Annotated in this window: 15 protein-coding genes; 10 read left to right on the forward strand and 5 right to left on the reverse strand. The window is 47.8% G+C overall.

Annotated features, from left to right (window positions below):
* Together IEW74_RS06145 and IEW74_RS06150 are read right to left on the reverse strand one after the other, a co-directional pair.
* Positions 1 to 792 carry a substrate-binding periplasmic protein gene (locus IEW74_RS06145; RefSeq protein WP_188662811.1) on the reverse strand — a complete coding sequence of 264 codons (792 nt, stop codon included), beginning with the start codon at positions 790 to 792 and terminating at the stop codon, positions 1 to 3.
* A 135-nt stretch (positions 793 to 927) separates the two neighbouring features.
* Complete coding sequence (locus IEW74_RS06150; RefSeq protein WP_188662814.1) at positions 928 to 1,671, reverse strand: SDR family NAD(P)-dependent oxidoreductase; 744 nt, start codon at positions 1,669 to 1,671, stop codon at positions 928 to 930.
* A 42-nt stretch (positions 1,672 to 1,713) separates the two neighbouring features.
* Between IEW74_RS06150 and IEW74_RS06155 the strand changes: the two genes are divergently transcribed.
* The 4 genes from IEW74_RS06155 (at position 1,714) to IEW74_RS06170 (ending at position 6,930) form a co-directional block, all read left to right on the forward strand.
* Complete coding sequence (locus tag IEW74_RS06155; protein ID WP_188662816.1) at positions 1,714 to 3,261, forward strand: bifunctional aminoglycoside phosphotransferase/ATP-binding protein; 1,548 nt, start codon at positions 1,714 to 1,716, stop codon at positions 3,259 to 3,261.
* Positions 3,262 to 3,300: 39 nt separating this feature from the next.
* Complete coding sequence (locus IEW74_RS06160; RefSeq protein ID WP_188662818.1) at positions 3,301 to 4,167, forward strand: universal stress protein; 867 nt, start codon at positions 3,301 to 3,303, stop codon at positions 4,165 to 4,167.
* A gap of 66 nt (positions 4,168 to 4,233) precedes the next feature.
* Complete coding sequence (locus tag IEW74_RS06165) at positions 4,234 to 4,884, forward strand: D-glycero-alpha-D-manno-heptose-1,7-bisphosphate 7-phosphatase (protein ID WP_188662820.1); 651 nt, start codon at positions 4,234 to 4,236, stop codon at positions 4,882 to 4,884.
* Between the two features lie 150 nt (positions 4,885 to 5,034).
* Positions 5,035 to 6,930, forward strand: coding sequence for a hybrid sensor histidine kinase/response regulator (locus tag IEW74_RS06170; RefSeq protein ID WP_188662822.1), 1,896 nt, complete (start codon positions 5,035 to 5,037; stop codon positions 6,928 to 6,930).
* Positions 6,931 to 6,967: 37 nt separating this feature from the next.
* Here the strand turns inward: IEW74_RS06170 and IEW74_RS06175 are convergent, their stop codons facing one another.
* Positions 6,968 to 7,555, reverse strand: coding sequence for an LOG family protein (locus IEW74_RS06175; RefSeq protein ID WP_188662824.1), 588 nt, complete (start codon positions 7,553 to 7,555; stop codon positions 6,968 to 6,970).
* Positions 7,556 to 7,602: 47 nt separating this feature from the next.
* On the opposite strand from IEW74_RS06175, the gene IEW74_RS06180 reads away from it, so the two are divergent.
* Both IEW74_RS06180 and IEW74_RS06185 read left to right on the forward strand, forming a co-directional pair.
* Complete coding sequence (locus IEW74_RS06180; protein WP_188662826.1) at positions 7,603 to 8,460, forward strand: hypothetical protein; 858 nt, start codon at positions 7,603 to 7,605, stop codon at positions 8,458 to 8,460.
* Between the two features lie 94 nt (positions 8,461 to 8,554).
* Complete coding sequence (locus IEW74_RS06185; protein WP_188662828.1) at positions 8,555 to 9,523, forward strand: LysM peptidoglycan-binding domain-containing protein; 969 nt, start codon at positions 8,555 to 8,557, stop codon at positions 9,521 to 9,523.
* A gap of 199 nt (positions 9,524 to 9,722) precedes the next feature.
* Here IEW74_RS06185 and IEW74_RS06190 read toward each other — a convergent pair whose 3' ends face one another.
* Positions 9,723 to 10,376, reverse strand: a complete 654-nt coding sequence (locus IEW74_RS06190; protein WP_188662830.1) for a hypothetical protein — start codon at positions 10,374 to 10,376, stop codon at positions 9,723 to 9,725.
* 138 nt (positions 10,377 to 10,514) lie between these two features.
* Here IEW74_RS06190 and IEW74_RS06195 point away from each other — a divergent pair, with 138 nt between their 5' ends.
* Complete coding sequence (locus IEW74_RS06195) at positions 10,515 to 11,228, forward strand: phosphatidylserine decarboxylase (RefSeq protein WP_188662831.1); 714 nt, start codon at positions 10,515 to 10,517, stop codon at positions 11,226 to 11,228.
* A 2-nt stretch (positions 11,229 to 11,230) separates the two neighbouring features.
* Positions 11,231 to 12,040, forward strand: coding sequence for a CDP-diacylglycerol--serine O-phosphatidyltransferase (pssA, locus tag IEW74_RS06200; protein ID WP_188662833.1), 810 nt, complete (start codon positions 11,231 to 11,233; stop codon positions 12,038 to 12,040).
* A 68-nt stretch (positions 12,041 to 12,108) separates the two neighbouring features.
* Here pssA and IEW74_RS06205 read toward each other — a convergent pair whose 3' ends face one another.
* Positions 12,109 to 12,537 carry a hypothetical protein gene (locus IEW74_RS06205; protein ID WP_188662835.1) on the reverse strand — a complete coding sequence of 143 codons (429 nt, stop codon included), beginning with the start codon at positions 12,535 to 12,537 and terminating at the stop codon, positions 12,109 to 12,111.
* A 194-nt stretch (positions 12,538 to 12,731) separates the two neighbouring features.
* Here IEW74_RS06205 and IEW74_RS06210 point away from each other — a divergent pair, with 194 nt between their 5' ends.
* Together IEW74_RS06210 and IEW74_RS06215 are read left to right on the forward strand one after the other, a co-directional pair.
* On the forward strand, positions 12,732 to 13,448 hold the full coding sequence (locus tag IEW74_RS06210; protein ID WP_188662837.1) for a response regulator: 717 nt from the start codon (positions 12,732 to 12,734) through the stop codon (positions 13,446 to 13,448).
* A gap of 2 nt (positions 13,449 to 13,450) precedes the next feature.
* The gene (locus IEW74_RS06215; protein WP_229734261.1) at positions 13,451 to 14,866 is read left to right on the forward strand and encodes an ATP-binding protein; all 1,416 of its coding nucleotides are present in this window, start codon (positions 13,451 to 13,453) and stop codon (positions 14,864 to 14,866) included.
* Positions 14,867 to 14,950 lie beyond the last annotated feature (84 nt).

Genomic DNA, 14,950 nt, shown 5'->3' on the forward strand with positions numbered 1-14,950 from the left:
TTAATTTGCAGCAACGGATACCCCGTAGTCTATATTTAATTTTCGAAGCAGATGGTGATAGCTGCCATCGTGTCGCATGCGTTCGACGGTCAGGTCAAATTCAGCGAGAAGCGCGCGGTTGTATTTGGATTGTTTGGATAACAGCAGATAAAATTTTGGACTTTCCGCCATCACTTGTGGATGGGGTTTTATCTGGTCTTGCCAGCCGTTTTTTTTGATGATTTCAGATAAAATATGATCGGAATGAACGACGATATCCGTGCGTCCGACGCTTAATAAGCGCAGGCAGGTTTCAAACGAACGGGTCACATGAAAATCGATGTTATGCTTTTTGTAAAATTGTTCTCCCCACTGATTGCCGTGAACATCGCAAAATCTAAATTGCGATAGTGTTGAAATATCAAGGGTGGTCTGCAAAGCTTTGGATGCGGGCGAGTTGACCTTGGTAAAAGGGCGGAAACTCAGTGTAAACACAGGTTGTCTTGACTGATAGCTATATTGCGCACGTTCAGGGGTGGATGACGTGATGAGCAGGTCGGCGTAACCTTTCCAGACTTCTTCCTGTGCGCGTTTCCACGCTTTGCCTGTATGAACAGCCGTATAACCCATTTTCTGGACGAGAATGGCATCCATCAAGGCAGGTAGAACACCTTTTACACTGTCATGTTGACCATAAGAAAGCGGTGGATAGGAATCTGCGTAATTTATGCGAAGAAGATCGCCTTCGGCTCGTACCGTTACGGCAGAGCCAAGTGATATACATAAAGTTAAAATGCATATCATGTTGCGCATTACGGTTTCTCTTTAGTTTTGAACTCAGGGTTTCGTGAGGTGCTGACTATATACATAGCCATCAAGAAAGACAATTCAGGAATATACCTAATCCGAATGTATTACTTATTAAAATGTGTGTATTTGGGTGATGGTTCAAAAGAGATGCTGACCGCCTGTAAGCCACATTTCCGTGCCAGTAACATAAGAGGAGTCTTCAGAACAGAGATAGTAAATAGAGGCCGCAACCTCGCTGGTGGACCCCATGCGGTTTAAGGGGATACGGGGGATGAGGGTTTCATATTCAGGCTGGATCATATCGGTTTGAATTTCACCGGGGGCAACGGCATTGACGCGCACACCAATTGTCGCAAACTCATTTGCCATTTCGCGGGTCAGTGCGGATAAGGCGGCCTTGGAAATAGAATAGGCCGACCCGGCAAAGGGGTGAATGTAATGACCGGCGATTGAGGTAACATTGACAATGGCCCCGCCGCCACGATGCAAGGCCGGGGCAAAACCGCGCGAAAGCTTCAGCGGTGCATAGAAGTTAAGATCAAACACCTTGCGCCATGCCTCCAGATCCCCGTTCAGGCAGCCCAGTCTTTCTTTATAAGGTGTTTTAGGCGACATTCCGGCATTATTGACAAGCGCATGTAGCGGATCGTCGCCGAGGAGTTTATTGGCTTCTTTGACAAAGTCGGCAAGACTGGCATCGTCCCCTAGATCGGTGGGATAATGAAAAACGTAATTGGGGTCGCTCATACATTCCGGCGGCATTTCCGTTCGGGCACAGGTAATCACCCGCCACCCTTTGTTCAGAAAATATTTCGCGGTGGCATGGCCAATTCCTTGGCTTGCCCCTGTAATCACGGCTGTTTTTTGTACGCTATTTGTCATAGGATGGAGATTACCCGCACTTTTCAGTCAGGACAATCAGAAATGCAACAGCGTGATGTTATTGATTTTCTTTCCCGACCCGAAAGTTATGGATTGCCTGCGGGTGAAAAAGTGCAACGCCTTGATACGCATATTTCCATTGTCTTTTTGGCAGGCAACTATGCCTATAAACTCAAGCGTGCCATCCAGTTGCCTTTTGTCGATTTTCGCACGATTGAAAGCCGAAAACATTTTTGTGAACTGGAATTGGAGATCAACCGCGCTTTTTCCCCTGATCTTTATATTGAGACGCTTGCGGTAACCGCCGGGGAGGGTTTTGCCTTAGGCGGCAACGGCGAGGTCGTTGATTGGCTGGTCAAAATGCATCGTTTTGAACAATCCAATCTGTTTGACAGGTTGTGCGAAGAAAACAAGCTGGAAGAAGATGCCTTGCTTCGTCTGGTCGACCGTGTGTTTGAATGTTACGAGCACGCAAAACGAGACGCTTCGTTTGGAGGGCTGGCAGGTATGCAACGTGCGTTTGAGGGACATTACCTCGCCCTTGATGCCTGTCCGTCTCATGTGTTTGAACAGGGCAAGATAAGTGATCTGAAACAACGCGTTTCTGTGACCCTTAGCAAGTGTGGTGATTTATTGGAGAGGCGCAGGCAAAATGGGTTTGTGCGTCATTGTCATGGTGATTTGCATCTACGTAATATCTGCTTTTTTAAAAATACCGTCACCCTATTTGACGCCATTGAATTTGAACCTGATTACGCCGTTATCGATATTTTATACGATCTATCTTTTTTGCTGATGGATTTGATACATCGCGGGCGCCCGGATTTTGCCAATCTGGTGCTCAATAGATATTTGGCGCTGAGCGGTGATATTTCAGGTTTAAAAGTTTTGGGAGTGTTTTTATCGTCACGCGCCACCATCCGCGCCCATGTCAGTGCGGTCGCTTCAAAAAATCAAAAGACGAAAAGAGAGACAGAATTTTTAGAAAAAGAAGCCCGTTGTTATTTGCAGGAAGCCCAACATTTTTTGAAAAAACAGTCTCCCACCTTGATTGCCATTGGCGGGTTGTCCGGTTGTGGAAAATCCGTTCTTGCAAAAGGGTTGGCCCCCCACATCGGGCATGCCCCCGGTGCGTTTGTTGCGCGTACAGATATGATCCGCAAGCGTGTGCTGGGTGTAAAACCGTGGGAAAAATTGTCACAAGATGGCTATAGCCGTGCGGCGACACAACGGACTTACAAGCAGCTTTATCAGGAAATTGAAGACGCCTTGCAATCTGGAAATAGCGTGATTGTGGATGGTGTTTTTGCCAAGCCGGGGGAACGGCATAAACTGGAAAAGCTTGCGGCAAAAATGGATGTTCCATTTTTCGGTTTCTGGCTTTCAGCACCATTGGATGTTTTGGAACAAAGGGTCACCCATCGTCGAAATGATGTATCGGATGCGGATGCGTCTGTCGTACGTATGCAGGCTGGCTATGATATCGGCAAAATGGATTGGGCAATGCTGGATGCAAGCCAAGATATTGAAAGCGTTTTAGAAAAATCCTTATCGATACTTGATGCAAGTCTGGAAAGTTGTACAAATTAAGCGTATCCTTATGTAAGTTTTTAAAGACAGGAGGTTGTCATGAGCATGAAGTCCATCTTAGCCCCCATTGACGGGACGGCCACATCGAACGGTGTGCTACAGGCGGCCTTTGTTTTAGCGGGCGCATTTAAGGCCCATGTGAATGCATTGCATGTCCTGCCTGACCCAAAAGCAGCTGTGCCTCTGCTGGGCGAAGGGATGTCAGGCGCCATGATCGAAGATATGATTTCGATGGCGGAAAAAGAAGGCAATGAACAACGCCAAAAAGCACGCACCCTTTATCAGGATATGCTGGCAAAGCACGGCGTGAATGAAAGTGATGTTCAGCTTGCGGGTGTGGAACTGAGCGCCAGTTGGGTGGAAGATCAAGGCCGCGAAGACGAAGTCATCGCCCATCATGGTCGTCTTGCCGACCTAATTCTCGTTTCCAAACCGCAACAGGATAATGAAGTTTATACGACACTGGCCCTGAATGCCGCATTGTTTGAAACCGGGCGCCCGATGTTGTTGCTTCCGCCGTCCTCTATGACGGCTTTCCCGCAAGTTGTGACGATTTGTTGGAACGGGTCTATGGAAGGCGCGCGTGCGGTTGCGGCTGCCTTGCCCTTTATTAAAATGGCAAAAATCGTCCATATCATTACGGCAGATACATCTTCTACGGATGGTCCTGTTGGTGAAAATTTGGCTAAATACCTACGCTGGCATGGTGTGGAAACACAGTCTGTCTTTTTCTCCCCGGCTGGTAAATCCGTTGGTCTGGCCCTGTTATCTGAAAGCCAGAAACTGGGGGCGGAACTCATGGTTATGGGGGGCTATACCCACAGCCGCATGCGCGAATTGATCCTGGGCGGGGCGACCCGCGATGTGATTGAAAATGCGGATATTCCGGTTGTTATGGGTCATTAAAACAGGGGAACTTGCCCCATATCGGGTTTGATTTTCTGTGCGCTATTTCTGTAGGTCCTGTTTCCCATGTCTTTAAAACTTCCGTCAAATGTGACAGTTGATTCCCAGCATATATGGTGCCAGCTTTTCGACAGTGCAAAACGGTTTGAAACGGCACGCCCCGCCCTGTTTCTGGATCGTGATGGCGTTATTGTGGAAGAAGTTCACTATTTACATAAAGTTGAGGATGTCGCGCTCATTGATGGCGCTGCTGCGGTGATTGCACAGGCAAATGCTGAAAACAGGCCTGTGATTATCGTCACCAATCAGGCCGGTATTGCACGTGATATGTTTGGATGGGAAGAATTCAACGCCGTGCAGGAACGTATGCATCAACTATTGGCACAAGAAGGGGCTTTTGTGGATGCGGTTTACGCTTGTCCACATCATAAGGTGGGGAAAGCCCCTTATAATTATCCCGACCATGAAGCGCGCAAGCCTAATCCGGGTATGTTAATGCGGGCAATGCAGGTTATTGATGTTGTATGCGAACAGTCATGGATTGTCGGCGATAAAGCCGGGGATTTGCAGGCCGGACGTGCTGCCGGTCTATGTGGCGGCATCCATGTTTTGACGGGTCACGGGGGGGATGAAGGCGAAGCTGAACGGGCAAAAGAAATTGCTACCAAAGATTTTCATGTCAAGTTAGTAAAATCAATTAGAAATTTACTCGATTAATATTTTAAATATTTGATGTACATCTATTATCAATATGTTGCCTGTGGTTGAATTCTATAGTGTGTACGTAAATAACCGTAGAAAAAATATGTCTAATGTGTATAATTGGGAAATTATCCGTTTCTGGTGGGGGAATAACGGATCTTTCCAATGGCACATTTAGATCGATATAAACTTTTTTTCGAAGCATCCACAGATGCAATGCTGACTATTCAGGACGACTGCTTTGTTGACTGTAACAAGGCAGCCTTGAAAATGCTTGGATTAAGCGATAAGCAAGCTTTAAAGAATCTGCATCCGGGTGATATTTCACCGCAACGACAACCTGATGGCCGCCTCTCTTTCGAAAAAGCAGGGGAAATGATCAACAAGGCGTTTGACAATGGGACACACCGTTTTGAATGGGTGCATTGTCGTGAAAACGGGGATGAGTTTGCGGTCGAGGTTGTGCTTATTTCCGAAAAATCATCACAAGGAAATTTCATTCATGTTGTCTGGCATGACCTTTCTGCGCGCCATGCGTTAGAAGCAGCCTTGTGGGAAGCCAAATTGTTGGGCGAAGCGGTCAATCAATCGGGTGCCAGTACCCTGATTACCGATGTGGAGGGACGCATTGAATATGCCAATGCCGCTTTTTGCCAGATTAACGGATATGAACTGGATGAAGTGATCGGGCAGACACCGGGACTTTTGAATTCCGGGCAACAGGATTCTGAATTTTACGAAAATATGTGGCAAATGATTAAGGCGGGGGAAACATGGAGTGGCACCCTGCGCAATGTGCGTAAAAACGGCGAGCCTTACTGGGCCAGATTAAAAATTTCGCCGGTCAAAGATGAAACAGGCAAAGTCATTAAGTTTGTCGGTATTGAAACCGATATCTCGGACTTTATCGAAGCAAAGGAAAAAGCGGAACAGGCCAGTCGGGCAAAATCGGATTTTCTATCGTCCGTCAGCCACGAATTGCGCACGCCGCTTAATTCTATTCTGGGGTTTTGCCAATTGATCGCCTTGAATAAAACGCATCCCGTATCTGAAAGACAACGCACGCAATTGGACCATATTCACAATGCCGGGACACATCTGTTGCATTTGATTGACGAAGTTCTCGATCTGGCAAAAATTGAAGCCGGAAAAATGTCTTACCGCATTGAAGAAATTGCAATTGAAGATATCCTGCATGATTGCCTGACCTATATCGAAACCGCACATAAACAGATGAATGTCACCTTAAAGGATGAGACCGTCAAACCTTTGCCACGTATTCTGGCCGATGATATGCGTGTGCGTCAGGTGTTGTTAAATTTGTTGTCCAATGCCAAGAAATATAACCGCAAAGGCGGTATGATCCGGGTCCGCAGTGAACAACCGGACAGCGGTTATTTGCGCATTGTGGTTGACGATACCGGATATGGGATCCCTTATGAACTGCAAGATCAGGTCTTTCACCCCTTCAATCGCCTGGGGGCGGAACGTCTGGATGTAGAAGGGGCTGGCATTGGATTGGTGCTGACGAAAAAAATGGTCGAAGAAATGTCGGGAAATATCGGTTTTTCCAGCATTGAAGGGGAGGGATCTTCGTTTTGGGTCGATTTTGTAATCGCCGAAGAGGTCAAACCCATTCCAGACCCTATTCATATTGAACATGCGGATTATGCTTTAAGTTGCTGTACGGGAAAGCACACGATTCTCTATATTGAAGATAATTCCCTGAACCGGGAATTGATGGACGGATTTGTCTCTGAAATTCCAAATCTGGATATGGTTACGGCGAAGACGGCTGAACAAGGCATTGAAATCGCCAAAACCCGCAAACCGCATTTAATCCTGATGGATATTAACTTACCGGGAATGGATGGTTTTCAGGCTTTTCAGAAATTGCGGGCGATGGAAGAAACCATGAAAATTCCCGTGGTGGCCCTCAGTGCGAATGCGATGCCGGATGCGATTGAAAAGGCGGGTGAACTTGGTTTTCAGGATTATATCACCAAACCATTCCTGTTGGATGATGTGATGAAAGTGCTGGATAAACATATCGAAAACTAGGCGTATAACCTAAGATTACGCCTAGTTTTCTTATTTCTTATAAATGACTTGTGAAGACTTTTTCATCAATTGGCGGAATATCTTTCAGACAATCGAAGACGGCATTGGCATTTTTTGCAACACTGAATAAATTGCGGGCGCTGTCATGGGCAAAACCTGATGAAATTGTTGCCTCGACCAAATCTTGAAATGGTTTCCAATAATCTTTCGTATCCAGAATAACAATGGGCTTGTCATGCAAGCGAAGTTGTTTCCATGTCATAATTTCAAAGGTTTCATCCAATGTGCCTAACCCGCCGGGCAGAACGACAAAACCGTCAGATCGTTCAAACATGGTGCGCTTGCGGTTATGCATGCTGTCCGTGATGATCAGTTCACTCAGATTGGAATGACCGACTTCGTGTTTTTGCAGGAATTCCGGGATCACGCCTGTGACCCGGCCGCCATGATCCAAAACTTCCTGCGCGATAACTCCCATAATTCCGATAGATCCGCCACCATAGACAAGTTCAATGCCTTTTTCAGCCATTGCACGGGCCAGCTTTTTGGCTTCTTCAACAAATGCGGAATCGTTTCCGTTGCGCGAACCACAGAAAATACATAAGGATTTGGGTGTGAAACTCATTTTAGCCTCTTTGTGATTTGGTAATGATTTAACGCTATGTTTACACCATGCTTAATTCGATAAATAGCCCCTTGTTGTTCAGTCTCCTTTTTCCTGCCTTCACTCTGTTGGGGGGCGTGCCGCTATTGCGCTGGGCAACAACGGGGGGAAATAAAGATAGTGTCGGGTCCTTCGCCGTTGGCCTTGCCTGCTGGGTCGGCGTGATCTGCGCTTTCGGGCAGGTGGGGGAACCCTTTCAGTTCGGCGTGAATGCGCTTGCCTATGGGGTGGGGATCATCACGTTCGGTAGCTTGTTTTTTACCTTATTTCTAAGGCATCCGGTGTTGCGTATGTGTGCGGGGGGGCTGCTTTGTTTCGTCTGGGTTTGGGTGATGACCGGCATGACGACACAGATGGATATGTTTATTAAGGCCTTGTTGGCTGGATCTGTCTTGTTGGTGTTATCGCTTGTTTTTACATTCAAGATGCGGGCGGAATTTACAAACTCCCACGCGCCACTGTCGTGGTTGATTACGCCGTTGGTCTTAAACGGCACTCTGGCAGGTTTTGCTTTTTATCTGGGTGATCAAATGGCCGGTCATTTTGCAATAAGTTTGGTCGTTGTTGTCGTTGGGGCAATTATTTGGGGGCATGACCGTACACCGGGTGTGTTAAGTGAAAATGCCGTGTTCCCCATAAGCTTGTGTACGGCAGCTCTGGTTTGGGATATGTGGTTGCAGGGGCATTTGCCATTATTGTCCATTTTCTGTTTTGTTCTGGTTTTATTTAGCCATCATGGCGCAGAACGCGTGCTTAATCGTGCGCCCGTATGGCTGCAAAAATCAGAACCACTGGTCAGGGTGGTTGTTTCGCTGTTGCCCATTGGGTTAAGTATTGTGTTTTTTGATATTTTGCGCTCTTTATAAGACTTCTTGAATTGCGCAAATGATGTTTTAAGGATACCCTGTCAACTTAATTTAAGGTTTAGGGCATATCCTTTTTAGAGGCGGAGAGAGTACGTTGCGTTCAATCGTTTTAATCGGCTTGGGACTCGCAGTTGTTGCGTTAGCAATATTTTTGACCTTGTTCAATGACGAGGAACCGATAGCCCCTCAGCCTCAGGCAGAAACGCAACAAAGTCAACAATCTGCAAATACTCCCTCTAAACCGGCGAAGCAACCGCAAAAGACCGAGAATACGGCACCGAGTTTTGATGTTGTGCGCATCAATCCCGATGGGGATGTTGTCATGGCAGGACGTTCGACACCAAAAGCAGAAGTCACTGTTTTAGACGGTGAAAATGAATTGGGAATGGCGAAATCCGATGACCGGGGGGAATGGGTTTATCTGCCGACCAATCCGCTGGAAACAGGGGAACGCCAACTGAGCCTGAGTGCATTAAACCCGGACGGTACCATCCAGACTTCCGAGGATGTTGTGGTCCTTGTTGTACCTGAACGCAAAGGGGATCAGACCTTGGCCGTGTCGATGTCAAAAGATGGCAGCGGTCCGGTAACCGCCTTGCAGGTGCCGGGGGCGGAAAGTTTAACGCTTTCTATTGATGCCGTGAATTATGACGATAAGGGGGAATTGTCAATTTCCGGTACAGCACCGGAAGGTGGTGCGGTTTTTCTTTATCTGGATAACGAGTTCTTAGGCAACACGGCGGCCGATGACAAAGGGCATTGGGTTGTTGCACCGTCTCGGGTTGTGGAACCGGGCGTATATCAATTACGCGCCGATCATGTGGATGAAAATCGAAAAGTTTTAAACCGGGTGACCATTCCGTTCTCCCGCGCGCCGAATATGAGCAATGTCCCTCAGGATCGCCAAATCGTCGTTCAGCCGGGCAACAGTCTGTGGCGTATCGCGCGTCGCATTTACGGGACAGGGTTTGATTATGCGGTTATCTATCGTGCCAATAAAGAACATATCAGTGACCCAAACCTGATTTATCCGGGGCAGGTTTTCGAAATTCCGGCGCAGTAAAGCAAATTGAGCTCAATAAAAAATCCTCGCCTTGCGCGAGGCAGGTTATGGGCAAAGCCCCTAAATCGTCATCCCCGACCCTGATCGGGGATCCATATTTTTTGCATGAGTCATATTTAACTTATTGATTTTAAATGGATCGCGCATCAAGTGCGGGATGATGGCTTTTGATTCACAGGTTAGATGAAAGACTTTGATCTTAGTTTGGCTTCAGCGTAATGACAGGTTTTACCTTGAGCTTTACGCTATTGGTTTTCAATTTTAATGTGACTTTTTCTTCCGCCACGTGTTCTTTGGGTTCTTCAACAGGTGAAGAGGCGGGAACGTCTTGTGGCGGCTGTTGTTCGATATAATTCTTAGGCGCGTGAAAGGCCAAATCTTTTGGGGGTTGTAAGGTATGAACCAGTTGCAGGTAGGGCTTGACGCGTAACAAAACCTTGGTGGTTTCCGCCAATAAGATTTTGGGTGATATATTGCCTTCGAAGGACAATTTATCGATTAGGATAATGTTTTGGTTATCGTCAATTTTAACACTGCCGCCTAACGCTTTTCCCGCCGCTTTGACAACCGCCAGCACGTTGGCACGGGCAAAAGAACTTTCATACGAATAAGGCAGTTTTCCAATGATGCCATGAATGTGCAGGAAAGATTTTGTTCCTTCCGGTTTGACATGGACAGCGAACCAATATCCTTGATACTGGACCATAAAATTGATTTGAGAAAGCTTGTTATCCTGAATGATTTTACCGTTTTTGGCCTGTAAATTGTCCGTTACGGACAATTCCCTTGTTGGCGAATTCGAAAATTCAACCAGACTTCTCGCTTTGGAAGGGAATGTGTTTGGATTGCTCACTGCTATCAGCCCGTAAAATCAAGATTTTTATCAATTTAACATGCATCTTTGTTGCAAACAAAAAGAAAAGTCGTCTTTACGCATCCGGCGTATCCTGTTACGAAAGGCAATTGGATTTGGATAACATGGACGAAGAACGTGCTTAAAGTAATCTTGGTGCCGATCAACCGTGAAGGTTGGCCGTTTATCGCAATTTTTGCCATCTTGACAGTGGCCCTTATGGTTGGGGCATATGCCTTGGGATGGCTGGGTGCAGTTCAGCCGATTGGTTGGGTCGGTTTGATCCTGACGGTTTGGTGTATTTGCTTTTTCCGTGACCCGCATCGTGTCACCCCGACTCGTGATGGATTGGTGATCTGCCCGGCCGATGGTGTTGTACAACTGATTGACCGCGCCGCACCGCCTGCGGAATTAGGCATGGGCGATCAGGAACGCACACGCGTCTGTGTTTTTATGAACGTATTTAACGTTCACGTAAACCGCTCCCCTTTAAGCGGAACGGTTAAGAAAGTGGCTTACCGCCCGGGGAAATTCCTCAATGCCTCTTTGGATAAAGCCAGCGTGGATAATGAACGCATGAGCGTGGCGCTTGAAACCGAAAATGGAACGCAAATTGCTTTTGTTCAAATTGCGGGACTGGTTGCGCGTCGTATCATTTGCTGGACAAAAGAAGGCGATCAATTGAAAGCCGGGGAACGGTTCGGCATGATCCGTTTTGGCAGCCGTGTCGATGTTTATCTACCCGAAGGGGTGGAACCTATGGTAGCTTTGGGGCAAACAACCAAAGCAGCTGAGACTGTTTTGGCTGATTTAAATAGCACCGAAGCCGCCCGCCAAGGCGAAGTGAGATAATCATGGAAAAACGCCGTCCAAAACTGAAACGATTACCGATCAATCACTTGATCCCGAATATTCTGACCATTTCTGCATTGTGTGCAGGCATGACCGCGATTAATTTTGCCGCGCGTGATATGTGGGAAGCATCGGTTTTTGCAATTGTTGTTGCCGCGATTTTGGATGGTTTGGATGGTCGTGTTGCGCGTTTATTGAATGCGCAAAGCAAATTTGGTGCGGAACTGGATTCCCTGTCCGATTTTATCAGTTTTGGTGTGGCCCCGCCCATGATCCTTTATTTCTGGGTTTTGGAAAATGCCGGCCGGATTGGCTGGGTCTTTGTTTGTTTTTTCACCGTTTGCATGGCCTTGCGTCTGGCACGTTTCAATACCGCACTGGAAGATCCAGACAAACAACCGTGGGAAAATAATTTCTTTACCGGTGTGCCGGCACCGGCTGGCGCGTTATTGATTATGTACCCGTTGGTACTGTCTTTCATGTTCGGGGATGATTTTTTCCGCAGCCCGGCAATGGCCTGTTTTTTCCTGACGGTGATCGGTGGCTTGATGGTCAGCCGTTTCCCGACTTTTTCCTTTAAAAAGGCGAAGGTTCCGGCGGCTTATGTTTTGCCGGTTATGATCGGTGTGGGCTTGCTGGTTGCCTTTTTAGTCAGTGCACCGTGGGCGATGTTGTCTGTTATTGGTGCGATTTATCTGGTGAGCATCCCTTTAAGCTTTAATTCTTACAAGAAATGGCAAAGACGTGCGGCAGCCGGGGAACTGGATGAAGAGGACGATGCAGAGATCGAAATCTGCGAAAAAGAAGATTGAGGATAAAAGAAAGGGTTCCAGAAGGAACCCTTTTTCAGTTTTACGGGAGGGGAAGGAGATTTAAGTTATTAGCGCAAGGGGGTTTGTGCGCCGGTTTTTGGGTCGATTTTGAAAGTTTCGACCAGTGAGTTATCTTTTGTGACCAGTTTGGCAATGATATTGCCGTCTTGATCGGTGGTGACATCGCCGACTTTGAGGTTGTCGTTACCGCGCCAAGCGAGACGACCTTCCATAATTTCTTTGACGCGTTCCGGTGTCAGTTGCAGGTCGTAGTTGCCGTCTTGCATGAAACGTCCCATGCGGGGGCCGTTCATCATACCAAATCCCATACCATTTCCGTGTCCACGCATCATGTATCCGTATCCACCACCGGGGCCACCATTGGGGCACCAGCCATTATAGTTGGGTTTGCTGTTGTCTTGGGCGACTGCCAAGGTCGTCAAAGTGATCAGGGCAACTGCGCTAACGGCACTGAGAATAAGTGTTGTGCGTTTCATAATAAGTCTCCATCGATTAGAGTTAACCGGCGATAGCGTTCGCCCTTTTGATGAGTTTATTATTGACCTGTTGTGTAACGGGGATGTGTCGCCAGAAGTGCGATAAGGTGACGCATTGTTTCTGCGCCCATTTCTGTTACAGTTTGTTACACATTCAACCGCGCAGTTTCTAAAATAGCGATTATATTAGTCTCATGGAAAAGCAATCACACATACTTGTCGTCGATGACGACCGCGAAATTCGCGACCTTGTTGCGAAATTTCTAAAGCAGCATAACCTGCGCGTGACAACCGCACAGGACGGGCGCGAAATGAAACGCGCACTTGAGGACTGGTCCATCGATTTGGTCGTTCTGGACGTGATGATGCCGGGCGAGGATGGCTTGACCCTTTGCCGCAATTTGCGGGCCAGTTCGCAAATGCCGGTCATTATGTTGACCGCAATGGGGGAAGAAACCGACCGGATTATCGGATTGGAAATGGGCGCGGATGATTATTTGGCAAAACCGTTTAATCCACGCGAATTATTGGCCCGTATCAAGGCAGTTTTGCGTCGTAGCGGGGGGCAGGAAACCGTGACGGCTGAAGACGCCGATGTCTTTATCTTTAATAAATGGGAATTTCGTCCCGAACGGCGTGAATTGTTAAACGATGAAGGGGTTCTTGTTTCTCTTAGTCGGGGGGAATTTGAATTGCTGGATACCTTTGTGCGTCATCCCAACCGTGTTTTAAATCGGGATCAGTTATTGGATATGGCGCGTGGCCGGGAAGCCATCCCGTTTGACCGTGCGATTGACGTTCAGGTCAGCCGTCTGCGTAAAAAATTGAAGGATGATCCAAAAAATCCGGCTTTGGTAAAAACGGTGCGCGGGGGCGGTTATATGTTCACGGCGAAAGTGGAGCAATCTTGACAATGCGTCTGATCCCGCAAACCATGCTGGGGAGAACCCTTGTGATCCTGGTCGGTGGTATTTTACTGGTACAGGCCCTTGGGGGAATTTTCTATTATCGGGATTGGAAAAATTTCAGAGAAAGTGCTGAACACAGCCGTTTGATTGAACGTATGGCAACTTATGTGCAATGGATGAATGCAGCGAGTCCTTTGCAGCGTGAATTCCTGTTGCGTACCAATCGTCCGCGCGGGATGCGGGCATGGCAAAGCACACAAAGCGCGGTTGATGAGGAGGCGCACTGGTTTGGGGTGGAGGCTTTCATCCGTTCCGGTTTGTCCGAAGAACTTGGCGGAATAGATCTAAAACGTATCCGCGTGGATGACGATGAACGCAGGCCTTTTGGACCAGGCGGTGGTTTTGGTCAGCACCGTATGCGAGGCGGTAATGATGTGCCTGACGACCAACGCCCTCATTGGGGCCGTATGATGAACGGACATAACTATAATGCGCGCCTGATGGTGGCGGTGCTGCTGGACGATGGTACATGGCTGAATATGCGTATTCCGTTTGAACGCCCAACTCCGCCGGGTTTCATTCCCTTTGCCATGCCGTTATTGTTTCTGTCGTTACTGGTTGCTTTGGTCGCCTTTATCATAATGCGACGTGCGAATAAACCCTTGGCCCGTATGGCACAGGCGGCAGAAACATTGGGGCGCGATGTCAATGCCCCACCGATGAAAGAAGATGGCCCGCGCGAAGTGCGCGATGCCGCGCGTGCCTTTAACGAGATGCAAACCCGCCTGCGCCGTTTTATTCAGGATCGTACGCATATGCTGGCGGCGATTTCCCATGATTTGCGTACCCCCATTACCCGTATGCGTTTGCGGGCTGAATTTGTGGAAGACGATCAGCAACGTGAAAAAATGCTATCTGATCTGGATGAAATGGAATCCATGATCAAGGCAACTATGTCTTTTGCCCGTGATGATATCGCAAACGAGGCTGTTTCCACAATTGATCTGGCCGCGTTGGTGGAAAGTCTTTGCGAAGATATGCGTGAAACCGATTGCGATGTCGCCTACAGCGGTATGGATGAACTTCCCTTTAAAGGACGTCCGGTTGGCTTGAAACGTGCGGTTGCCAATTTGGTCGGCAATGCCTTGAAATATGCGGGTGCCTGTGACGTGGTGTTAGAGGCTGATCAACGTCAGGTGACTTTAACCGTAAAAGATAAGGGCCCCGGTATCCCCGAAAGCGAACTGGAAGAAGTTTTCAGACCCTTTCGCCGTTTGGAAGGTTCCCGCAATAAAGAAACAGGCGGGGTTGGCCTTGGCTTGGCGGTTGTGCGCTCTGTCGCCCATGCGCATGGCGGAACAGCTCTGTTGATCAATTGCCCGGAAGGTGGCCTGGAAGCGAAAATTATTTTACCGCGATAAGAAAACGCCCCTAAGCAATCGGCTCAGGGGCGTTTTCGTATATCAAGGCATTAGCATTGGAACGACAAAGTATCCAATGGCGAC

It is taken from the genome of Terasakiella brassicae, from assembly GCF_014641495.1.
Taxonomy (GTDB): domain Bacteria; phylum Pseudomonadota; class Alphaproteobacteria; order Rhodospirillales; family Terasakiellaceae; genus Terasakiella; species Terasakiella brassicae.

Excerpts from the sequence above, each read along its gene's own strand:
- IEW74_RS06145 (WP_188662811.1), bottom strand. The coding sequence starts at position 792 with ATGCGCAACATGATATGCATTTTAACTTTATGTATATCACTTGGCTCT.
- IEW74_RS06150 (WP_188662814.1), bottom strand. The coding sequence starts at position 1,671 with ATGACAAATAGCGTACAAAAAACAGCCGTGATTACAGGGGCAAGCCAA.
- IEW74_RS06155 (WP_188662816.1), top strand. The coding sequence starts at position 1,714 with ATGCAACAGCGTGATGTTATTGATTTTCTTTCCCGACCCGAAAGTTAT.
- IEW74_RS06160 (WP_188662818.1), top strand. The coding sequence starts at position 3,301 with ATGAGCATGAAGTCCATCTTAGCCCCCATTGACGGGACGGCCACATCG.
- IEW74_RS06165 (WP_188662820.1), top strand. The coding sequence starts at position 4,234 with ATGTCTTTAAAACTTCCGTCAAATGTGACAGTTGATTCCCAGCATATA.
- IEW74_RS06170 (WP_188662822.1), top strand. The coding sequence starts at position 5,035 with ATGGCACATTTAGATCGATATAAACTTTTTTTCGAAGCATCCACAGAT.
- IEW74_RS06175 (WP_188662824.1), bottom strand. The coding sequence starts at position 7,555 with ATGAGTTTCACACCCAAATCCTTATGTATTTTCTGTGGTTCGCGCAAC.
- IEW74_RS06180 (WP_188662826.1), top strand. The coding sequence starts at position 7,603 with ATGCTTAATTCGATAAATAGCCCCTTGTTGTTCAGTCTCCTTTTTCCT.
- pssA (WP_188662833.1), top strand. The coding sequence starts at position 11,231 with ATGGAAAAACGCCGTCCAAAACTGAAACGATTACCGATCAATCACTTG.
- IEW74_RS06205 (WP_188662835.1), bottom strand. The coding sequence starts at position 12,537 with ATGAAACGCACAACACTTATTCTCAGTGCCGTTAGCGCAGTTGCCCTG.
- IEW74_RS06210 (WP_188662837.1), top strand. The coding sequence starts at position 12,732 with ATGGAAAAGCAATCACACATACTTGTCGTCGATGACGACCGCGAAATT.
- IEW74_RS06215 (WP_229734261.1), top strand. The coding sequence starts at position 13,451 with ATGCGTCTGATCCCGCAAACCATGCTGGGGAGAACCCTTGTGATCCTG.